General features: G+C 62.0%; 24 protein-coding genes. 11 read left to right on the forward strand and 13 right to left on the reverse strand.

Annotated features, from left to right (window positions below; translation table 11 throughout):
- The first annotated feature begins 108 nt into the window (after positions 1-108).
- From CATRI_RS04370 to CATRI_RS04380, 3 genes are all read left to right on the forward strand, one after another.
- Positions 109-681: a hypothetical protein gene (locus CATRI_RS04370; RefSeq protein WP_052844299.1), complete on the forward strand. Its 573-nt coding sequence runs from the start codon at positions 109-111 to the stop codon at positions 679-681.
- A gap of 198 nt (positions 682-879) precedes the next feature.
- Positions 880-2,040: a low temperature requirement protein A gene (locus CATRI_RS04375; RefSeq protein WP_236686140.1), complete on the forward strand. Its 1,161-nt coding sequence runs from the start codon at positions 880-882 to the stop codon at positions 2,038-2,040.
- A gap of 37 nt (positions 2,041-2,077) precedes the next feature.
- Complete coding sequence (locus CATRI_RS04380; protein ID WP_290220108.1) at positions 2,078-2,518, forward strand: YtoQ family protein; 441 nt, start codon at positions 2,078-2,080, stop codon at positions 2,516-2,518.
- 6 nt (positions 2,519-2,524) lie between these two features.
- On the opposite strand, the gene CATRI_RS04385 is transcribed toward CATRI_RS04380, so the two are convergent.
- The 8 genes from CATRI_RS04385 to arsB all read right to left on the reverse strand — a co-directional run bounded on the left by CATRI_RS04385 (position 2,525) and on the right by arsB (position 8,376).
- Entirely contained in the window at positions 2,525-2,779 is a 255-nt protein-coding gene (locus CATRI_RS04385; RefSeq protein WP_290220951.1) for a Txe/YoeB family addiction module toxin, read from the reverse strand.
- Complete coding sequence (locus tag CATRI_RS04390; protein WP_290220110.1) at positions 2,760-3,017, reverse strand: type II toxin-antitoxin system Phd/YefM family antitoxin; 258 nt, start codon at positions 3,015-3,017, stop codon at positions 2,760-2,762. Before CATRI_RS04390 ends, CATRI_RS04385 begins: the two co-directional genes overlap by 20 nt.
- A gap of 9 nt (positions 3,018-3,026) precedes the next feature.
- Positions 3,027-3,719, reverse strand: a complete 693-nt coding sequence (locus CATRI_RS04395) for a type 1 glutamine amidotransferase domain-containing protein (RefSeq protein ID WP_290220112.1) — start codon at positions 3,717-3,719, stop codon at positions 3,027-3,029.
- A 9-nt stretch (positions 3,720-3,728) separates the two neighbouring features.
- The gene (locus tag CATRI_RS04400; RefSeq protein ID WP_353959736.1) at positions 3,729-4,349 is read right to left on the reverse strand and encodes a TetR/AcrR family transcriptional regulator; all 621 of its coding nucleotides are present in this window, start codon (positions 4,347-4,349) and stop codon (positions 3,729-3,731) included.
- Between the two features lie 23 nt (positions 4,350-4,372).
- Positions 4,373-5,623: an NADH:flavin oxidoreductase/NADH oxidase family protein gene (locus CATRI_RS04405; protein WP_290220114.1), complete on the reverse strand. Its 1,251-nt coding sequence runs from the start codon at positions 5,621-5,623 to the stop codon at positions 4,373-4,375.
- A 32-nt stretch (positions 5,624-5,655) separates the two neighbouring features.
- Complete coding sequence (locus CATRI_RS04410) at positions 5,656-6,711, reverse strand: tocopherol cyclase family protein (RefSeq protein ID WP_290220116.1); 1,056 nt, start codon at positions 6,709-6,711, stop codon at positions 5,656-5,658.
- Between the two features lie 93 nt (positions 6,712-6,804).
- Positions 6,805-7,236 (reverse strand): arsenate reductase ArsC, encoded by a 432-nt coding sequence (locus tag CATRI_RS04415; RefSeq protein ID WP_290220118.1) that lies wholly within the window; start codon positions 7,234-7,236, stop codon positions 6,805-6,807.
- A 96-nt stretch (positions 7,237-7,332) separates the two neighbouring features.
- Positions 7,333-8,376, reverse strand: a complete 1,044-nt coding sequence (arsB, locus tag CATRI_RS04420; protein WP_290220955.1) for an ACR3 family arsenite efflux transporter — start codon at positions 8,374-8,376, stop codon at positions 7,333-7,335.
- A gap of 317 nt (positions 8,377-8,693) precedes the next feature.
- Here arsB and CATRI_RS04425 point away from each other — a divergent pair, with 317 nt between their 5' ends.
- Positions 8,694-9,050 (forward strand): ArsR/SmtB family transcription factor, encoded by a 357-nt coding sequence (locus tag CATRI_RS04425; RefSeq protein WP_290220120.1) that lies wholly within the window; start codon positions 8,694-8,696, stop codon positions 9,048-9,050.
- A 115-nt stretch (positions 9,051-9,165) separates the two neighbouring features.
- Positions 9,166-9,699, forward strand: a complete 534-nt coding sequence (locus CATRI_RS04430; RefSeq protein WP_290220122.1) for a DinB family protein — start codon at positions 9,166-9,168, stop codon at positions 9,697-9,699.
- Here CATRI_RS04430 and CATRI_RS04435 read toward each other — a convergent pair.
- The 4 genes from CATRI_RS04435 to CATRI_RS04450 all read right to left on the reverse strand — a co-directional run bounded on the left by CATRI_RS04435 (position 9,684) and on the right by CATRI_RS04450 (position 11,986).
- Positions 9,684-10,064 carry a hypothetical protein gene (locus CATRI_RS04435; RefSeq protein ID WP_290220124.1) on the reverse strand — a complete coding sequence of 127 codons (381 nt, stop codon included), beginning with the start codon at positions 10,062-10,064 and terminating at the stop codon, positions 9,684-9,686. The two genes, CATRI_RS04430 and CATRI_RS04435, sit on opposite strands and share 16 nt — an antisense overlap.
- Positions 10,065-10,151: 87 nt before the next feature.
- Complete coding sequence (arfB, locus tag CATRI_RS04440; RefSeq protein ID WP_290220126.1) at positions 10,152-10,595, reverse strand: alternative ribosome rescue aminoacyl-tRNA hydrolase ArfB; 444 nt, start codon at positions 10,593-10,595, stop codon at positions 10,152-10,154.
- Between the two features lie 35 nt (positions 10,596-10,630).
- Positions 10,631-11,326: a YceI family protein gene (locus CATRI_RS04445; RefSeq protein ID WP_290220128.1), complete on the reverse strand. Its 696-nt coding sequence runs from the start codon at positions 11,324-11,326 to the stop codon at positions 10,631-10,633.
- A 294-nt stretch (positions 11,327-11,620) separates the two neighbouring features.
- On the reverse strand, positions 11,621-11,986 hold the full coding sequence (locus CATRI_RS04450) for a winged helix-turn-helix transcriptional regulator (RefSeq protein WP_290220131.1): 366 nt from the start codon (positions 11,984-11,986) through the stop codon (positions 11,621-11,623).
- A gap of 135 nt (positions 11,987-12,121) precedes the next feature.
- On the opposite strand from CATRI_RS04450, the gene CATRI_RS04455 reads away from it, so the two are divergent.
- The 6 genes from CATRI_RS04455 to nrfD all read left to right on the forward strand — a co-directional run bounded on the left by CATRI_RS04455 (position 12,122) and on the right by nrfD (position 19,987).
- A complete protein-coding gene (locus CATRI_RS04455; RefSeq protein WP_290220133.1) occupies positions 12,122-12,766 on the forward strand; it encodes an NAD(P)-dependent oxidoreductase in 645 nt (214 codons plus the stop codon).
- Between the two features lie 21 nt (positions 12,767-12,787).
- On the forward strand, positions 12,788-13,756 hold the full coding sequence (locus CATRI_RS04460; RefSeq protein WP_290220135.1) for a GNAT family N-acetyltransferase: 969 nt from the start codon (positions 12,788-12,790) through the stop codon (positions 13,754-13,756).
- A gap of 24 nt (positions 13,757-13,780) precedes the next feature.
- The gene (locus CATRI_RS04465; protein ID WP_290220138.1) at positions 13,781-14,494 is read left to right on the forward strand and encodes a PIG-L deacetylase family protein; all 714 of its coding nucleotides are present in this window, start codon (positions 13,781-13,783) and stop codon (positions 14,492-14,494) included.
- A 69-nt stretch (positions 14,495-14,563) separates the two neighbouring features.
- Positions 14,564-17,911, forward strand: coding sequence for a formate dehydrogenase (fdh, locus tag CATRI_RS04470; protein WP_290220140.1), 3,348 nt, complete (start codon positions 14,564-14,566; stop codon positions 17,909-17,911).
- Positions 17,898-18,893 (forward strand): 4Fe-4S dicluster domain-containing protein, encoded by a 996-nt coding sequence (locus tag CATRI_RS04475; protein WP_290220141.1) that lies wholly within the window; start codon positions 17,898-17,900, stop codon positions 18,891-18,893. Before fdh ends, CATRI_RS04475 begins: the two co-directional genes overlap by 14 nt.
- A complete protein-coding gene (gene nrfD, locus CATRI_RS04480) occupies positions 18,890-19,987 on the forward strand; it encodes an NrfD/PsrC family molybdoenzyme membrane anchor subunit (protein ID WP_290220143.1) in 1,098 nt (365 codons plus the stop codon). Before CATRI_RS04475 ends, nrfD begins: the two co-directional genes overlap by 4 nt.
- Here nrfD and selD read toward each other — a convergent pair.
- Entirely contained in the window at positions 19,984-20,970 is a 987-nt protein-coding gene (gene selD / locus CATRI_RS04485) for a selenide, water dikinase SelD (protein WP_290220145.1), read from the reverse strand. The two genes, nrfD and selD, sit on opposite strands and share 4 nt — an antisense overlap.
- Positions 20,971-20,995 lie beyond the last annotated feature (25 nt).

The following is a 20,995-nucleotide window of genomic DNA, read 5'->3' on the forward strand; positions in this document are numbered from 1 at the left end:
TAGCTTCCACCTCGCGGGGGCAATCGCCGCTGGCTACATTGGCTGATCAATGAGAGAACTTTCGTGCCTTCAGCTGCGGCATCGAGAAGGATCCCGTACTTTATTTCCATGACCAATGGACTAGATTTTCTCAAGCACTTCGGCGTCTGCGCGCCTCAGCCCGCCTCTGACTGGCAGGGGCCAATGCCACTGCCCCCGGCACTCATTGAGTTCTATCAGGAGATGGGTCCTCTCGGAGAGGACGGCCGAAAGCCTCGGGGTGTCAGCTTCGACTGTGGGGGCAACGACATTCTCGTCCCTCGACTGGCGGATCTCTGGAAGGAACAGGATGCCTTTGGGTGGAACTTCCGGAAGAATGTGCCGATCGAGGGGTGGCCCCCGAGCTGGCTGGTCTTCGCAGTCGAAGGCGCTGATGCTTTTGTCTACGACTCGGATGCGGATGCTGTGCGTTTCATCCTTTCCGGTGATGAGATCAAGCGGGCGTACAAAATCGCCGGTACACCGAGCGATGTGGTGGCTGCGCTCGCGCTGTTCGCGTTGAGGCTCGAGGAAGCGGGGGACTCTGCCAGGGGCGAAGATTGGGAACTCAGGCGGTTGTGGGTCTGGAAGGTTCGTCGGGAGATGAGGTCCAAGTTTGGGAGGACTGCCCGGGGCGTCGTGAAGGTTCTCACCAAAGTGTGATAGCTCGAACCCCGCGAACCCCCTCGGCCAGAGAGGCGAACCGAGCAAACGGTCGCACGCCACGGATAGCGGTGAACTACTTTACTAGCGACAACTCGGTGCATTTCGTCGACTCACCTGCACCGCGGAAAACGGGGAGAGCTTTCTGCCTCAACTAAGATCATTGCGGGACCGTCCCCCTGCGCAGAAAGCCTTGCCATGACAACTCAATCCCGCTTCCGCCTCGTTCCGATGCGCCCCCGCGACCCCGGTGAAGAGGGTCGTACTGCGTCGACGCTGGAGCTGTTTTTTGATCTCGTTTTCGTCGTCGCGGTCAGTACTGCAGCAGTCCAACTGCATCACGCCCTTAGCGCAGGCCATGTCTGGGACGGGATCGCCAGCTACGGGATGGTGTTCTTCGGGATCTGGTGGGCGTGGATGAATTTCACGTGGTTCGCCACCAGTTTTGATACTGATGATTGGTTGTATCGCGTTCTCACGTTCGTGCAGATGGCCGGAGTTTTGGTGCTTGCCTCGGGCATTGGCCCCGTCTTCGAGCACCGTGATTTCACGGTCCTCATCATCGCCTACATTGTCATGCGTCTGGCGATGGTTGCCCAGTGGTTGCGGGCTTCCCGGTGGGCGGGGCCGACTCGCCGAGCGACGCAGATCTATGCCGCAGGGATTGCCGTGGTGCAGGTGATATGGCTAGGTTCGCTCCTTCTGCCAACGGACCTGTTCTACGTCGCCCTGGTAGTCCTCATCTTGGCGGAGCTGGCGGTGCCGATCCTCGCTGAGAACACTGGGTCGACGCCCTGGCACCCGCACCACATCACGGAACGCTACGGCCTGTTCGCGCTCATCTTGCTTGGCGAGAGCCTTTTGGCCTCCGCCAACGCCATCATCGAGGCCGTCCACGACGACCATGATCTTGGCCCTTTGATCGCGATGGCGGTGCTCACGTTGGTCGCGACGGCCGCGTTGTGGTGGATCTATTTCTGGCCGCCGCATCACAACGCTATTAGCTCGTTTAGTAGTTCCTTGGTTTATGGGTACGGGCACTTTTTTATCTTCGCTGCGGCGGGAGCGTTCTCTGCGGGTATTGAGGCTGAGATCGATGTCATCACTGGGCGCAGCGAGCTGCATCAGCCGTGGGCTTCTTTCGCGTTTACTATCCCGCTAGCCGTGTTTATCCTCGGCATTTGGGTGCTGGCGATAAGGTCTCACGCCGACCGGATCGTCAATACTGTCGTGCCGTTGGCGGGCATCCTAGTACTCGTCGACCCACTCATTCCCGTCCCGTTCGCGCTGACTGCGGTGATCTTGGCGGTCACTGTCGCGGTGCTCGTCTGGCGGCCACCGGTGGACGAGGTGAGGTAGCCTGCGCCATAGAAGGCCACATAAGGAGGAATCACCCATGAGTTTCACTGTTTATCTTTCTGGCGAGATCCACACCGATTGGCGCGAGCAGATCCAGCGCGGGGCCACCGCTGCGGGACTCGATGTCGTCTTTACGGCTCCGGTGACTGATCATCCGGCCAGTGATGCCGCGGGTGATCACCTTGCTCATGCTGCCAGCGGCTTCTGGCGCGATCATCAGTCCGCCAAGGTCAATTCCATTCGTACTCGGACGCTCATCGAGCAGGCCGATATGGTCGTCGTCCGCTTTGGTGAGGAGTATAAGCAGTGGAACGCTGCTTTTGACGCGGGCTATTGTGCGGCTCTAGGTAAGCCCTATGTGACGCTGCATGTTGAGGACATTGTTCATCCGCTCAAGGAAGTCGATGCCGCAGCCCAGGCGTGGTGCACGACGCCCGATCAGGTCGTGGAGATCTTGAGGTACGTGCTTAAAGCCTGACGCACGTCAGTAGTGATAGCGGAAGGCGGCAATGAGAAGCTCTGTTGCGGTGAGTTTGTAGACGAGCCGGTGCTCGTCGGTGATGCGGCGAGACCAGTAGCCGGCGAAGTCGTGCTTCAGCGGCTCCGGTTTGCCAATACCCTCATTGCCGTTTCGGACAATGTCTTTCACTAGCAGGTTGATTCTTTTCAGTACTTTTCGGTCTTGCGTTTGCCACCAGAGATAGTCGTCCCACGCATGCTCATCCCAGACAGGCGGCATCATGTGGTTCGCCGCGGCCGGCTTCAAGGCGTTCCATGGCGTCGAGAAGACGCCGCGCGTTAGCAGGGGAGCGGAGCAGGTAAGCAGTTTCTCGAAGGGATTCGTAATCGGCGAGCGAGACCATGACGACAGGGTCGTGTCCGGCTCGAGTAATGACGATTGCTTCGCGATCATTGGTCACATCGTCCAGAACCTGTGCGTAGTTGGCACGTGACTCGGTGTAGCTCATAGTTCTCATTGCGGCGCGCTACCCCTTGAGCACCTCTACGATCTTCTCTGCAGTCTTCTTCGCCGAACCGGGGTTCTGCCCGGTGACAAGGTTGCCATCTGCGATGGCATAAGGGGCAAAGGGAACGAGGGTTTTGTGGTAGTCGGCGCCGCGCTCCTTCATGTCGGCTTCCACGTCGTACGGTACAAGCTTTGTGACGCCCGCGAGTACCTCTTCCCGCCAGGAGAAACCTGTCAGGCGGCGGCCATCGACGAGTAGGCGGCCGTCGGAAAGCTTGGTGTTCAGCAGTCCGCAATAGCCGTGGCACACGGCACCGACGACGCCCCCGGCTTCGAAGATCTCGCGGGTGAGGCGTTGGAGGCCGTCGGAGTCGGGGAAGTCGTACATGACGGCGTGGCCACCGGTGAAGAAGATGGCGTCGAAGTCGGAGGATTGGAGTTGGTCTGGGGAACGGGTGTCGTCGAGAAGCGCCATGCGCGCGGGATCCTCGTGCCACGCCTTCGCGGATTTGTCGTAGGTGGGGAATTTCAGCGACCGCGGCTCGAGCGGGGAATGGCCGCCGACCGGGCTGACGATGGTTTGCTCGAAGCCTTGGGCCTCGAACTCGTCCCAGGCGTGGGTGAGTTCGGAGAGCCACAGGCCGGTGGGATGGGACGGGTCGGATTCGTAGTGGTCGACGTTGGTGACTACGTGGAGGATGCGCTTGGTCATGGTGTGCTCCTAGGTGAGGATGGCGGCGAACGATGTGCGGACGCGGGCGTCGATAGTCGTGGGGTCGTGGTTGTCGAGTTTCCCATCAAGATGGAGAAACGCCAGCCCGTGGGCCAGCGCCCACGCCGCAGTGGCCAGGGCGGGCGCATCCGAGTCGGGGAAGTCGGCGGCGACTGCGCTGGTCAGGAGATCATTGAGGGCTCCCGCAGCGCGGACCCGTTCGTCATCGCGATCGTCGCACTCGCGGCCGAACATGAGCTTGAAGCGGGCCGGATGGGCGAGGGCGAATCGGACGTAGATGACGCCGAACTCCGCGAGATCAGTCGGATCGGATGGGGGAGTGGGCAATGAAGCCAGCTGCGCCCGAAGGTCCTGGAAACCCTCGAGGGCGACGGCCGATTCGAGGGCCTCCCGGTCATCGAAGTGCCGGTAGGGTGCGGCGTTGGACACGCCGGCCCGCTTGGCCAGCGCCCGCATGGAGAAGTTTTCCCCGGACTCGAGCATGTCTGCGGCGTGGCCCAACAGCGCCGCCCGCAGGTCACCGTGGTGATACGCGGACTTGGGTTCCGTCGCCATATCCATCTGCACTTTCCGCGCCCGAGGGGGTGCCGCTGAGTTGATTGCATTCATGGTAGCCGTGCATGGGAGCGGGTTCAGGGGCGCGCGGCAAGCCAACGGCGGTAGCGGCGCAGCGCCAGTTTCTGCCGTACCTGATCGGCGGCGAACATCAGCAAAGGATTGGCGTCGGGGCGCGTGGGCTTGCCGGCACCCACCCGTCGCAGCTGGGTGCGGATGCGGGCCATCGACATGGCCGAGGCGATGGCCTTGTCCTTGGCATTAATCGGGGCCAGCGTCACCTTTGCCTCAGCGTCGTGCTGCCACTTCTTCGGCAGGCCCGGGTCGACGGCCAGCGCCGAGCCCATGCCGACGACCGCGACGCCCTCGGCGAGGACTTGCTCCGCGACCGCCAAACGCGTGATACCTCCCGTGAGGATGAGAGGAAGGGGGCTCGTCGCCGCCAGCTCCGTGGCCAGCTCGAGGAAATAGGCCTCTCGGGCGAGCGTGCGCTCATCGGCGGAGGAGCCGGTCATCGCGGGGCTTTCGTAGCTGCCGCCGCTGAGCTCGACGAGGTCAACTCCCAGCGGCGCCAGCATGTCGATGACGCGCCGGGCATCATCTGCGTCGAAGCCTCCGCGCTGGAAATCAGCGGAATTGAGCTTGACGGCGACGGCGAATCCCGGGTCAACTGAGGCGCGGATGGCCCGCACGATCTCGAGGAGCAAGCGGGCACGATTGTCCAGCGAGCCGCCCCACTCGTCGGTGCGCATGTTGCTCAGCGGCGACAGGAATTGGGACAACAGGTACCCGTGGGCGGCGTGGACCTCCACGCCGTCGAAGCCGGCCTGCTCGGCCAGCGACGCCGTGGTGGCGAAGCGGTCGATGGTCTCCCGGATCTGGGCGGCGGTCATTTCGGTCGGCACGGCGAAACGTCGACTTTGCTTGCCGACGTCCACGCGCCGTGCCGAGGGTGCCCACGCCACGCCCGGCATGTCCGCCATGACCTGGCGCCCGGGATGGTTGATCTGCATCCACACCCGCGCGCCGCCGGACTTGGCAGCCTCTGCCCAACGGCGGAAGGGTTCGAGCGGCTGGTCGCCGTCGAGCACGATCCCGGCCGGTCCAGTCAACGCGGCATCGTGGACCATGACGTTTCCGGTGATGAGCAGGCCCGTGCCGCCCTTGCTCCAGCGTCGGTACAAGGTGGTCAGCTCTTCGCCGGGCAGCTGGCCCGGGGCGGCCATGTTCTCCTCCATTGCGGCTTTGGCGATGCGGTTGGGCAGCGTCGCGCCGTTGGCGAGGGTGAGGGGTTCGAAGACGGGGGACGTAGTATGTAAACGGTGCATACATGGGAGGGTAGCGAGCTAAGTTAACGGTGTCAACATTGCGGTGGCGCGTGCGTCAAACCCTCGTCAAGCCCACGACGTCGCAATTCCGCGCGGGCCCGATCCAAGCCGCCATGCTCAAGGGCAGCGAGCTCGGTCGTGCCCGTCCACACATGCTTGCCGAACCTAGAAACAGTCACAGTGAGATCGCCGCCGAGATGTTCCAAGTCGCCCGGGGTATTCCGATGCTCACTGGGCAGCGGAACCGGCAACACGAAGGCCTGGTCCAAGGGTGCTGAGGCCGACACCTCGATGCGCCACCCGAAACCGCGACCCGACAGATGCCATTCCTCGTCGGATGTTGTCGTGGCGACCGGACTGATGGCGGGATCGCCGAGTCGGATGACGCGGCCGTCGGGAAGCATGACCACCAGTGCTGTCACCTCGACCGTGAGGGGGCCCGAGGTGACCACACCTCCGGCGAAGGCCACCGACGCGGCGGGCTCGGCGAAGCCCTGCGCCTGACCCCACCACCACGATTCGGGGAAGCCCTCGCGACCCCAGTTCTTCTCCGAGTACACTTGGGCGCCATCGAATTCCCAGGTCTCACCGCCGATTCTCGCCACACCCGATGCGCGTCCGCCTGGCAACCATGGGTGCCAATACTGATTGAGTGCGGGGATCGTTTGGAAGATGCTGGAGCCGCCGAGCATGCGATGCGGCCACGGGGCGAGATCGTGGAAAGTCACGTCGAGTTGAGCGTCTTCGCCCAGGTTGACGTGCAATTCTCGGTCGTTGCCGTCGAATGCCGGCCTGGTGCGACTCGCGTTGGAAAAACCGCCACGGACTCCCAGCCCATCGGGATCGGTCCACGCTCCATCGAGGGCCTCAGTGCGAACAAAGCCGGTCGGCCACGATGCCAGACCAATTGTCGACCAAGAGCCTTCCGGTCCCTCGTTTGCGCCGCACAGCGCGATGACCACGCGGCCAGTATCGGGATCGGTGATTCGCCAGAAGTAGCCCTCCATCGCCACCCCACGGTGGGCGCGACGGGGATCGCCGAAGAGCGGGTCGGCTCCGGTGGAGCGGTATTTGCCTATTAGGGACATGCCGCAAGTGAACCACAAACATGTCGGTGCGGAAGCAAGGAATTCGAAAGCACTGGAAAAGTCGGTCTCACACAGTATGTGCAGGTACGAACTCTAAGCGCCGTCAGCGATGGTCGGGATTTTCAATGACCTCAATAGGACCACTACTCTATCGCGAATTTCGTCACGGATCGGACGTACTGCCGCGACTCCCATTCCCGCTGGATCTTCGAGGAGCCAGTCTTCGAAGCGTTTGCCAGGAAAGTATGGGCAGGCATCTCCGCATCCCATGGTGATTACGACGTCCGAAGATTGGACAGTTTCATTGGTAAGCAACTTGGGTTGGGAAGCACTAATGTCGATCCCTACTTCAGCCATTGCTTGGACTGCGGCGGGATTTACAGTGTCGGCAGGGGCCGAACCGGCGGAACGAACTTCCACAGCTTGACCTGCAAGGTGGCTGAGCCAGGCCTGGGCCATCTGCGAGCGGCCAGCGTTGTGGACGCAGACGAAAAGTACGGAAGGGCGGGGCGATTCTTCAAGCATGGATAGTCCTTTTCAATGAGGGGTGTAGTGGTAATGGGCCGCGACCGCGAAGACTTGTCGCGTTGTCCGCCAAGATCTGATGAGCTTGCGCTGTATTTAGCTGTCCAGCCGCTTTGAGGGTTTGATCGGAAATCGGTCGCGAAGGGCGAGTGATACGTAGACAAGAGCGACGAGAACAGGAACTTCAATTAGCGGTCCGACGACCCCCGCCAAAGCTTGCCCAGATGTAACCCCAAACGTCGCGATGGCTACGGCAATCGCAAGCTCGAAGTTGTTACCTGCTGCAGTGAAAGCGAGGGTTGTCGTCCGTTCGTAGGACAGGTTCAAGGCCCTGCCTAGCAAGTACCCGCCGCCCCACATCACAGCAAAATAGATGAGTAGGGGTATTGCGATACGGGCTACGTCGAAAGGCTTGCTGGTGATCTGGTCCCCTTGAAGGGCGAAGAGAATGACGATGGTAAACAACAGTCCTAGCAGCGCAAATGGCGATATTCGAGGTAGGAATCTGTCTTCGTACCAAACTCGTCCCTTGGTCGCCTCTCCGATTCGGCGCGAAAAGTAGCCAGCGAGAAGGGGGACCCCTAAGAAAATCAATACGGACACCGCAATCTCTTGGAAAGAGACATCGAGCACGGTTTGCTGGAGACCCAACCACCCTGGCAGCACCGAAAGGTAAAACCATCCGAGAGTGGCGAATGCGATGATCTGGAAAACTGAATTGATGGCGACTAGGACGGCTGCTGCTTCACGGTCGCCGCACGCGAGGTCATTCCAGATGATGACCATGGCGATACACCGCGCAAGGCCGACAATAATCAACCCTGTCTGATACTCAGGCAAGTCGGGGAGGAACGTCCATGCAAGCGTGAACATCAGTGCGGGGCCCACTAACCAGTTGAGGATAATGGAGCTGAAGATCATCCGCCGGTCGCTCGTCACTGTGCCGATCTTGTCGTACCGGACTTTTGCCAATGGTGGATACATCATCACGAGTAGGCCTATTGCGATCGGCAGAGAAACACCGTGAATCTGTACAGCATCTAAGGCGGTATCGAGCCCTGGGATGTTTCGGCCCAGCAGTAGTCCGAGCCCCATTGCTGCCCCGATCCACACTGGTAGAAAGCGATCAAGGGACGACATTTTGACCACTACGTCCACTGTTGGTGATTTTTGCGAAGGGATGTTCACGGACGTACCTCGTTAAGATTTCTCTTCTTTAAGTGGAAGGAATTGGAAATTGATTGCAAGAACCCACTCGATGGAAGGGTGGCGAAGTGGCTGCTGCTAAATCGGAAGGTGTGTTTGGGGTAGAGCTCCGACCTGCGTCGAGTTGACGCCCATCGAGGGTGATCTGCCCTAGGCCCACGGCAGTGTCCTTCCGGTCCTTCCGAAAACATATCGATAAGAGTCGATATGGAAACTATGACATCCACATCGATATGTGTCAATATGAGTGCATGACGACAGCTGCACACGCACAGGATTCACTTGAGCTAGCTCTGGACCGGTGCTGCGCCCCCGGGGGAAATCCCCCGGTCACCCGTGAGGATGCTGAAGTCATTTCTCGGTTGTTCAAGGCCATCGCTGATCCAATTCGCCTGCAGATACTCGGCCTTGTTCGTAGCTCGCCCGATCAAGAAATTTGCGCTTGTGAATTGCCGGAGCCGCTGGGCATTACCCAGCCCACTGTGAGCCATCATCTCAAGATCCTCGTAGAGGCTGACCTCCTTGCTCGTGAGCGTCGTGGTCAGTGGGCGTGGTTTAGGCTTGTGCCAGAGACACTCTCCATCGCGCGGCGAGCGCTGGAGTTTTGAGGCTTTCAAGAGTCCAACTTCAACGAGTGCACGTCGCCATCCATTTGGCGTCAGCTCACAGGCTAAACCCAAAACGCACCTTGGCTCTATTGGTGTTCAAGAGAGGAACCTCAAGATGGGTAAAGGCACTCAAAGCTATTACGACGGTCGGGAACATGAAGCAAGTCAGCCATCGGCAAGCGCAGAGGAAGAACGCGACGTACTCCTGGCTTTCCTGACCGAACATCGGCGGCTGCTCCGGGAGACCGTCCTACAGCTTAACGACGAGGAGGCTCGACGTCGCCTCGTGCCCTCCTTGACCACTCCAATGGGGCTTCTCAAGCACGCGGCCTTCGTCGAGAATGTGTGGTTTGTGTGCCGTTTCGGCGGGAAAACGCGCGCCGAGATGGGCGTCCCCGAGACGATCGATGAGAGCTTTATGTTGGAACCCGACGGCACCCTTGCAGATCTTGCCGCAGAACACGAGAAGGCAATTGCCGCCGCCGACCAGGTCATCAGCCACCTGAGCCTGGATGACCACTGTACCCATCCGACCATGGGCGAGCTCTCCCTCCGGTGGGTGCTTACTCACTGCATCCGCGAGCTAGCTCAACACGCAGGCCACGCGGACATCCTCGTCGAGCAGATCGTGGCTCAGCGGTCCGCCTGATCAGAGGTGTGGGGGAGTTCGGTCCATGTGGCTACGACGTCGGCATCGGATGACTCGGCCACGGTGCGCAGCTCCTCCGCGTAGTGGGCAATCGAGTCAAACGCATCCTGACCGTGCGAACAGACCCACGCGGTCACGTGCTCGGTGGATACTCGAACTGGCGCAGGGAAGAAACAGCCCCCATCGAAGGCGATACCACTGTCGTCCTTTTCCATTGCTTCCCACCACTGGCTGACTGCCAGCCACAGTTGGTCGCCGAGGTCGTAGGAGTGGAAGTCGGCCTGCAGCTTCACCAGGGACGTTTCCGTCCACGGCGTCGGGCCCAGCTTGGACCAGTCGTAGTTCAGTTCATAATGAGTAGCCATGTCTTCGACCATAGGGCAGCTATCGGCAACGATGTTCGATCTATCGAATAGTCCGAGGGACTTGGTAGCGGTTCCCCAGGAGAGGGATCACTCGAAAGTGGGTCGACGCCTCGCGGCTTTGATGTCGGATCGGTGCTTCTTCGTTGCTAATCGACGCCGCACTGATCCCCGCGTCGGCTTCGTCCTTCGCCGGGTCGGCGGTTGCGGTGCCAGTGCCTGGCGCAATAACGCGGCCATCCGCTCCCGGGCTTCCGCCCGGTTGCGGATCTGAGACCGCTGCGTGGTGACGGAGACGGTAAGTACGGTTCCGCTGGTCCGATTTTCGAGATTGCGCAAGGCCCGTCGGCGTTGAGCATCGGTCAAGAAGCTGTTGGTGGCGAGATCGATCGATAGTTGAACCTTGCTGTCGGTGGTGTTGACACCCTGGCCACCAGGACCCGAAGACCGGGCGAAACGCTCATTGAGATCCGCCGCTGGAATGACCAGGCCCTCGGGAACCCCGGGACCTGGTGCGATCGGCAGATCTTTCATGTCAACCACTCTAGCTGCTGAAATGTCGGGAAAATCTACTTCGCCAGGACGACAAGGAACTCCAAGGTCCCCGCATCTTCAACCGCGACGAATCCCAGGTTCGGTGCTTCGACACCGAAGTCGGACCAGGTGATGGGAACACTGCCTGCTGCGTTGATCTCACCGTTGACTACGGCTACTTGGAGCGTGGCGGAGGCCGGCTTAGTGATTCCGTTGATGGTCAAGTCGCCCTGGACCGTGACATCGATCGGGTCGCTACCCAAGCCTTCGAGGGAGGCGGGCTCAGTGATGGTGAAAACCGCGCTCGGGTTGACGGCGGTGTCGATGGCTTGGGTGCGGAAGTAGTTGTCTCGGCGATCTGAGTCGGTGGTCACGCTGGCCAGGTCGACGGTGATGCTGCCGGAGTTGAGGGTGTCATTGTCTACGGCGGCGTCGCCAGTGACGGTGTCGGTGCGGCCGACGACGGTGACGTCGGCGCCGTTGAGGACTTCGTTGACTCGGTATCCCGCATAGGAACCGGCACTGACGGTCCATGCCCCGTTGATATCTGTGACAGTAGCGGTGGTGGCCTCGGCCGAGCTGCTGGTGCTCAGGCTGGGAGCAGCGACGTCGCTGGATTCATTTGCCGCATAGATGCGAGGAATGATCAATGCCGCAGCAATGATGACGGCCACTACTGCCGCCGCGATGGCGATGATCTTTTTGGTCTTGCCGGAACTGTTGTCCGTCATGGTGATCTCCTTGGTGATTTGAGGTACGAGCTAACGCTAGACCCTCATTGTGGACATGTCACCATCATTGAATCACTTCTCAGGATTCTCCGGAGAAGCTCAAAAATTTGATCGCACGGGAGCTTATAGTCGCCCAACGGGACTATCCGCAGGTAGAATTTTTATTCTTTCGGTGTCAGCAAGGGGTCAGACGTGCCGAGCTGGAAGTGTTTGCTGCGGCTCGTGAATCCTCCCACATTCCTATGACGGGGCATTGTACGGGCGTATCCACGTGTGAGGTGTGGGGCCGGGGAGCTAGGCGGGGGCGTCGTAAAGCTTCCTGGATGTGATGATGCTGGACATGTGTGCGTTGGCCCAGTCCTCGAGGATTTTGAGGGGCTCGCGCAGCGAATGCCCCTCGGGGGTGAGCTCGTATTCGACGCGCGGCGGGATTTCCGGATACTGCGTGCGCTTGACCAGGCCATCGCGTTCGAGGGCTCGAAGTGTTTGGGTGAGCATTTTCTGGGAGATGCCCTCAATGCGCCTGGTCAGCTCGCCGAAGCGCAGTGGGCCGTCGGACAGGGCGCCCACGACGAGAACGGTCCAGGTGTCTCCGATCTGGTCGAGCAGGCGACGGGTGGGGCAGTCGCGTTCATAGGGGTTCCAGTCTTCGGTGGTCATGGTGTGGCTTCCTCTCGGGCACGAAAGAGTTTCATACGCACTTTTTGGTACCTACTAGCTATCGCGTTGTTGGTTACTTATGGTAAGTGACGAGGGTTTCGGAAGGAAACCCCATGAACATGAAGGAGTAGGAACATGGCTCGAATCACTGTCGTCGGCGGAACTGGCTACGCCGGGGGAAACATCGTTCGGGAAGCTGCGCAGCGCGGGCATGAGGTCACGGCGATATCGCGCAAGGCACCCGCCGACAAGACACGCGGCGTCACCTATGTAGAGGTTGACGTCCTGGACTCAGCAGCCCTCGCAGCTGCCCTAGAAGGCGCAGACGTGATTGTTGGAGCCCTCTCGCCGCGCGGCGCGCTGGAGGGGAAGATGGCTGGGGTTGCCAAGGATCTGGCAGATGTTGCGCAAGCGAGCGGCACCCGCTTGGGAATGGTTGGAGGTGCAGGCTCCCTGCTCGCTTCCCCGAATGGGCCGACCCTCGCCTCCGGTGAAGACTTCCCGGAAGAGTACAAGCCCGAGGCACTTGAAATGGCCGGCATCCTCGACGACCTGCGCGCTTCCGACGAGGCGCTCGATTGGTTCTATGTCAGCCCTGCTGCCAACTTCGGTGCCTACAATCCGGGCGAGCACACCGGCACGTTCCGCATCGGCGGCGACGTCCTCATAGTCGACGATGAGGGCAACAGTGAGATTTCCGGAGCTGACTTCGCCCAGGCGATTGTCGATGAGATCGAGAAGCCTGCCCACCGCCGCGAGCGGTTCTCTGTCGCCTATTAAAAGGCCCACTAAGCTGACACCATGTCAGCCATCACCGTGGTCCACCATGGACAGCTCACTGCTCAAGCCGCCGCCGATGGACTTCAGGTGTGGGAGCGCGCGGATCCCGGTTCCCCGTGGAGCGCGGACTTCCAGTGGACTGTGCCGGAGCTGGTGGCGATCACCAACAGTGACCGGCTGAGCAGGCGGGACGCCTTCATCGCCTACCGGGGCGACACCCCGGTGGGCATGGCCAAGGTGATTTTCCCCCTGTTGGACAACCAGCACCTGATGGAACTGCAGATGCGGGCGGCGCCGGACGATGCGGATGTGCTGGACGCGCTGTGGCGCGGCGTCGATAAGCTCCGGACAGACATGGCCCGCACGACCGTGAACTGTGTGGCGCTGCAGGGGCTCACGGGCACGAACAACTGGCTGGAGAGCCACGGATTTAGCCGGGTGCACGAAGAAATCATCAGTACGTTGGTGCTGGCCAATGCCGCCGAGCCCACCACCAGCAGCGACTACGAGCTAGTGAGCTTCGAAGGCGCCACGCCTCAGAACCTTTTGGAACCGATGTGCCGCCTGCGGGAGCGCATGAGCACTGATGCCCCGATCGGAGAAGCCGACATCGAGCCTGAGGTGTGGGACGTCGACCGCATCAAGGCGTGGGAGGCGAAGATCGCGGCCGGGGGCTTCGCCGTCTTCACCGCCGTGGCGTTGAGCAAGGCAACGGGGGAGGCCGTCGCGTACACCACGATGGAGACATCGCTGGCAGGCAGGGAATTCGCTTACCAGGACGGCACTTTGGTGCGAAAGGAAGATCGCGGCCATGGGCTTGGCCGGGCCGTCAAACTGGAGAATGTGCGGCTGCTCCAGCGCCATTATCCCGGTGTGAGCAGGATCCACACGTGGAACGCGGTGGACAACCACTGGATGCTGGCCATTAACCGCGACCTGGGCTTTGAGGAGACGGATCGGCTGCACTCCTGGCAGTGGCGGCACAACTGATCTGGCCGTGGCTACCCTGGTGTCATGACAACGACACCTGAGATTCTCCCGGACCTTGATGCCTCCGACATTGCCCGAGTTCTCATCGTCGTCGCCCACCCCGACGATGCGGAATATGGATTGTCCTGCGCGGTTGACCAGTGGACCCGCGCCGGGGTGGAGGTGGCCTACCTGCTGCTCACCCACGGTGAGGCGGGCATCCGATCCCTCGACCCGGCTGAGTGTGGCCCGCTGCGCGCCGAAGAGCAGCGCCGCGCCTGCGAGGCCGTTGGCGTGAGTGATTTGACGCTGCTCAATCACCCGGATGGGCAGATGGTGTACGGCTTGGACCTGCGCCGCGACATTGCTCGCCGCATTCGCGAGTTCCGCCCCGATACTGTTATCACCGCGAACTTCGAGCTCGAGGCTTATGGGACGTTCAACCAGGCCGACCACCGCGCGGTGGGGCTGGCCACGGTCGATGCCGTCCGCGATGCCGACAATCCCTGGATCTTCAGCGATCCCGACCTGGAAGCATGGAAGGTCTCACGCTTGCTCATCGTCAATGCAGGTGAACCCACTCACAGGATGCTTATTAGCGCCGCGGCCATCCAGGCCGGCATCGCCTCCCTGTCCAGCCACGTGCGCTACCTGGAGGAGCTGCCCAATCACCCCAACCCGGCGGAGTTCATTCCCCATTTGGTGGAACAGCCCGACGGCCAGCCAGCCGTGCGCTTCCGGGTGTTTGACTCCATTTAGGCTTTCGGACCACACTCCGGTAACCACCCTCCTGTGATCCAGCGAACAAATGAGGCTAAAGTTGTCATTATGTCCCGCTTGAGTCCGCTGAACTGGCCCGTCATCAAGCAATTGCGTGATGGTGACGCCTTTGGTCGCGATCACAATGCTGAATCGCCGAAGAGCGAGCAGATGCACGCTCGCACCTCCGAGGCAGATCGCGTGGTCAAGAGCGTGTGCCCCTATTGTGCGGTGGGATGCGGTCAACTCGTCTACGTCAAGGACGAGAAGGTCATTCAGATCGAAGGCGACCCGGATTCGCCGATCTCCCGCGGGCGCCTCTGCCCGAAGGGTTCGGCCTCCGAGCAGCTGGTGAACTCTTCTTCGCGCCAGACGGAGGTGCTGTACCGCGCACCGAAGTCCACGCAATGGCAGCGGCTCGACCCGGAGCAGGCGATGGACATGATCGCCGATCGTTTCATCGAATCCCGCCGCAACGGTTGGCAGGACACCGACCAATTTGGCCGCCCAGTTAACCGCACGATGGCTATCGCTGGCCTGGGTGGGGCGACGCTGGATAATGAGGAAAACTACCTCATCAAGAAGCTGTTTACCGCCGCCGGGGCGATTCAGCTCGAAAACCAAGCCCGCATATGACACTCCGCCACGGTTCCTAGTTTAGGAACCTCGTTTGGCCGCGGTGGAGCGACCCAGCCACTGCAGGATATGGCGAATGCAGACTGCATCGTCATTCAGGGTTCAAACATGGCCGAGGCTCACCCGGTGGGATTCCAATGGGTGATGGAGGCCAAGAAGCGAGGGGCTCGACTCATTCACGTCGATCCGCGCTACACGCGGACCTCCGCCGTGTCGGATCGCCACATCGGCATCCGGGCAGGTAGCGACGTCGTGTTGCTCGGTGCGCTCATCCGTTATGTCATTGAAAACGAGCTGTGGTTTAAGGATTACGTCCTCAACTACACCAACGCGGCGACGCTGATTAATGAGGAGTTCCTCGACACCGAGGACCTGGATGGGCTGTTTTCTGGCTTCGACCCAGAGACGGGCCAGTACGACAACGAGACGTGGGGGTACCAGCGGGCGACCCACGGCGTCCCGGTGGAAACACCCACGGATACGGATCAGGACGACGAGCACCAGAAGGCCGCCTGGGCGGAGTCCGCCGGTGACGGTGGCGCCCCGCTGGACACGTGGCACTTCAAGCAGGACCCGACGCTGCAGGATCCGCACACGGTGTTCCAGATCCTGCGCCGTCACTACTCCCGGTACACCCCGGAGTTGGTGGAAGAAACCTGCGGCATCCCGCTGGAGGACTTCTACTACCTGGCAGAATCGATCACTCAGAACTCGGGCCGTGAGCGCACGACCTGTTTCGCCTACGCACTGGGCTGGACTCAGCACACCTTGGGTGCGCAGTTCATCCGCACGTCGGCAATCCTGCAGCTGCTGCTGGGCAACATGGGTCGCCCCGGTGGCGGCATCATGGCGCTGCGCGGGCACGCCTCCATTCAGGGCAGCACGGACATCCCGACTCTGTTTAACCTGTTGCCCGGTTACCTACCCATGCCCACGGTCCAGGAGCAAAGCTTCAACGACTACATGTGGACGGTGTCGAACCCGAACCAGGCTGGTTTCTGGCAGAAGGGTGATACCTACGCGGTGAGCCTGCTCAAGGCCTACTTCGGTGAGCACGCCACGAAGGACAATGACTGGGGCTTCAACTGGATCCCCAAGCTCACCGGCGCGCACTCGACGTACCACACGCTGCAAGCCATGCTGCGGGACGAGGTTGAGGGCTATTTGGTCTTCGGCCAGAACCCAGCGGTGGCACAGTCGCATGGTCGCCTCCAGCGTTTGGGCTTGAGCCATCTCAAATGGCTCGTCGTGCGGGACTTCCAGCTCATGGAGACTGCTACCTTCTGGAAGGACTCCCCGGAGGTCAAATCCGGCGAACTCATTCCGGAGGAGGTGGAGACTGAGGTCTTCTTCATGCCCGCGGCCAACCACGTGGAAAAGTCCGGCACGTTCACCCAGACCCAGCGCATGCTGCAGTGGCGGTTCCAAGCCAAGCAGCCGCCAGGCGAGGCCACCAGCGAGCTGAAGTTCTTCTATGACCTCGGCGTGCGCATTCGCGAGAAGCTCGCTGATTCGGATGATCCTCGTGACCTTCCCCTGCAGAACATCACCTGGGATTACCCGGTGGATGAACACGGCGACCCGGACGCGGAAGCCGTATTGCAGGAGATCAACGGTTTCCACGTCTCTGGTGACAAGGCAGGTCAACTGCTCAGTTCCTTCGGTGAGATGAAGGCTGATGGCTCCACCTCAGGTGGCTGTTGGATTTACGCCGGTGTGTTCGCCGATGGAGTGAACCACTCGGCGAAGAAGCGCCCCGGGCGTGAGCAAAACGAGCTCGCCATGGATTGGGGTTGGGTGTGGCCGCTGAACCGGCGCCTGCTTTACAATCGTGCCTCGGCTGATCCGGATGGCAAGCCGTGGTCGGAGCGCAAGAAGTACGTCTGGTGGGACGAGGACCAGGGCAAATGGGTCGGCGACGACGTCCCCGATTTCCCCGTCGGCCTGCGCCCGGATTACAAGCCGGAGCACACGGCCGTGGGCCCTGCAGCCTTGGCCGGAACCGATGCCTTCATCATGCAGGCAGACGGCAAGGGTTGGCTCTTCGCGCCGAAGGGCATGGTGGATGGTCCGCTACCGACGCACTATGAGCCGCATGAGTCCCCGGTGGGTAATGCGGTGTACGAACAGCAGCAGTCCCCGGCTCGCCTTACCTTCCCGGGGGCGGACAACCTGTCCAAGCCAGAGCCGGGGCAGTTTGGTTCCGACGTGTACCCGTTCGCCTTCTCCACGTATCGCCTGACGGAGCATTACACCTCGGGTGCGATGTCGCGGGCGCTGCCGTTCCTCGCGGAACTGCAGCCGGAGTTGTTCTGCGAGGTCTCCCCGGAGTTGGCGCAGCTGCGCGGGCTGGAAAACGCCGGGTGGGCGACGCTGATTTCCCCGCGCGGGGCGATTGAGGCTCGCGTTCTGGTCACCGACCGCATGCCGGCGATGATCATCAACGGGCACGAGTATCACAACATCGGCTTGCCCTTCCACTTCGGTAATGGCCCATACGCGCCGGTCACGGGCGATGGCCCCAACGATTTGTTGGGCATCACCCTCGACCCGAACGTCTCAATTCAGGCGTCCAAGGTCGGTGCCTGTGACATTCGGGCGGGCCGCCGCCCTCGCGGCGCGGCGCGCGACGATTTGATCACCTTGTATCAGGTCCGGGCGGGTCTGACGGCGGCGTCGGGCAATACGAAGGTGACGGATCCCGTGGGCTATCTGGAGTCCGAGGACCGCTTGGAAGAAGACATTGAGGCTCGGGAGGGCCATGCGCATGACGACGACTAACACGAATGATTTGACGGAGTCGCCCTTGCACGTGGGTTACGCCCCGGGTGCTCGGAAGGCGTTTTTCACCGACACCTCGGTGTGCATCGGCTGCAAGGCCTGCGAGGTCGCCTGCAAGGAATGGAACCGCAACCCGGTCGAGGGCTATGAGCTCTCGGGCAATTCCTATGACAACACCGGTTCCTTGGGTGCCGATACCTGGCGGCACGTCGCCTTCATCGAGCAGGACGTCGAGCGCATTGACATCGCCCGCGAGTCTGGGCGCCAGCTCATCGGGTTGGGGATGCCGTCCATGGCGCCCCCAGCAGGCGAGGCGTCGAGCGACCATCCCGATACTCCCGATTTCCGCTGGCTCATGTCCTCGGACGTGTGCAAGCACTGCACGAATGCTGGTTGCCTCGATGTCTGCCCCACGGGCGCGCTCTTCCGCACCGAGTTCGGCACCGTCGTCGTGCAGGATGATGTGTGCAACGGTTGCGGCACCTGCGTGGCGGGCTGTCCCTTCGGCGTCATCGAGCGTCGCCCCGACGGGGGAGTGGTCAAGAAAGACACTCGAGAAGGTCCTGATTTCACCGCGGGCGTGCAGGCCCCGGCGAAAAATGTCGGCGTCGCGCAGAAGTGCACCCTGTGTTATGACCGCCTCAAGGATGGCCTCCCGCCGGCCTGCCAGAAGGCCTGCCCGACGGAGTCCATCCAGTTCGGCGACTACGAGGAGATGCTGGCGCGGGCCCGCGAGCGTGTCGCCCAGCTCCACGCGCAGGGTCGCACCGAGGCGCGCCTGTACGGCGCGAACTCCCACGATGGTGTCGGTGGTACGGGGTCCATCTTCTTGCTTCTCGACGCCCCCGAGGTCTACGGTCTGCCACCCGATCCGCGGGTTCCTACCGCGGATCTGCCCGCCATGGCGAAGAAGGCCGCCATCGCGGCGGCCGGCATGATGGCTGCCGTCGTCGGTTCTTTCCTGATCGGAGGCCGCAAGTGACCAGTCGTTTCGACAACTATCGCGATCCCGTCGAACCCCGCCGTCACGGTTCTGGCGGCGGGCGAAAAAGGAAGCGCCGCGGCGCGGGCCCCATGGACGGCTCCCGCGAGGAGCGCATGGTTCCGGACATGCAGTTCGAGTCCTATTATGGCAAGCCCGTAGTCAAGGCCCCGCCGTGGGAATGGCCGATTGGCACCTACCTCTTCCTCGGTGGCGTGGCGGGAGGTTCCTCGCTGCTGGCCGCCGGGGCCCAGCTCAGTGGCCGCCCTATTCTGCGGCGCAATAGTCGATTGGCGGCCGTCACTGCTGCGAGCGTCGGTTCTCTCGCGTTGATCGCTGACCTCGGTCGCCCAGAGCGGCTGCTCCACATGTTCCGGGTGTTCAAGCTGTCATCGCCGATGAACGTCGGTTCCTGGATTCTGGCGAGCTTCAGCACGTTGGCTGCCGTGTCGGCTGCGGCGGAGGTCGACGATCTCACCGGTCGTCGCCTGCCGCTGCCGAAGGTGGCTCGCACGGTTACGCATCAGGCCGCCGCTCCGACGGCCGGTCTGCTCGCCGGAGCTCTCGGCGCACCCTTGGCGGTGTACACAGCGGTGCTGTTCGGGGACACCTCGAACCCCGCGTGGAACGCCGCGAAGTTCCACTTGCCCTTCCTCTTCGTCAGCTCCGCCTCGGCGGCGTCGGGAGGACTGGGGATGCTCACCACCCCCGTGGCGGAAGCCGGCCCGGCGCGGGCTTTGGCGGTCGTCGGCGCGGCGTGCGATGTCGCCGCGACGAAGGCGATGTACTCGCAGATCGATGAGATCTCGATGGAACCCTACGAGCACGGCACGGCCGGGAAGCTACTCCATTGGGCAGAGCGGCTCGTCATCGCGGGCGGCTTCGGGGCGCTCATCGGGGGCGGCAACCGCAAAGTCGCCGCGGCATCCGGGGCGGCCCTGCTGGCCGGGTCGGTGCTCACCCGTTTCGGCGTGCTGGAGGCAGGACTGCATTCGGTCACCGATCCGAAGTACGTCATCGAGCCGCAGAAGCGTCGTTTGGAGGAGCGCGTCACCGCCGGTCATACCGGCGAGGGAATCACGACTGCCGGTTAGCGCACGGTGACGGTCCCGGCGGGACCGGCGGTGGTTTCGCCGATGACCGGATAGCCGGGGACCTCGCCGATGACGAGGAGACCTCCGGACGTCTGGGCGTCGGCAAGCATGATGAGGTCATCTTCGCTGATGCCATCCGCGCGCAGGTGCGGGCGGACCCAGTCGAGGTTGCGGCGTGAGCCGCCGGAGATGAAGCCGTCGCGCAGGGCTTCGTCGGCGCCGTCGACGTGGGGGACGGCCGCGTGGTCAATGACAGCGGAGACGCCGGAGGCGCGCATCATCTTGTACAGGTGGCCGAGCAGGCCGAAGCCGGTGACGTCGGTTGCTGCCTTTGCTCCGGCGGCGACGGCGGCCTGCGAGGCCTCGCGGTTGAGTGCTGTCATCGTCTCGATCGCGGAGGGGAACACCTCCCCGGTGTTTTTGTGGCGGTTGTTTAACAACCCCACGCCAATCGGTTTGGTGAGGGTGATGGGGAGGCCGGCGGTGGCGGCGTCGTTACGCATGAGGCGAGCCGGGTCGGCGATGCCGGTGACCGCCATGCCGTAGACGGGCTCGGGGCCGTCGATGGAATGTCCACCGGTGACGGGCGCGCCGGCCTCGTTGGCCACGTCCATGCCGCCGCGCAGCACCTCGGTGAGCAACTCCATCGGCAGCTTCTCTCGTGGCCAGCACAGCAGGTTAATGGCGGTGACCGGGCGACCGCCCATGGCATAAACATCCGAGAGCGCGTTGGCGGCTGCGATGCGACCCCAGTCGTAGGCGGAGTTGACCACGGGGGTGAAGAAGTCGGCGGTGGAGATCACCGCGATGTCGTCGGTGATGCGGACGGCCGCGGCGTCGTCACCATCGTCGAGCCCCACGAGGACGTCTGCGTTGTTGACGCCGGTCAGCCCCCGGACGGCGTCCTCGAGTTCCCCGGGGGGAATTTTGCAGGCGCAGCCCCCGCCAGCGGCGAATCCGGTGAGCTTGATGTCAGGTGTCATTCTTCAAACATTAGTCACGAGGTAG

The sequence above is a fragment of the Corynebacterium atrinae genome (assembly GCF_030408455.1).
Classification (GTDB): domain Bacteria; phylum Actinomycetota; class Actinomycetes; order Mycobacteriales; family Mycobacteriaceae; genus Corynebacterium; species Corynebacterium atrinae.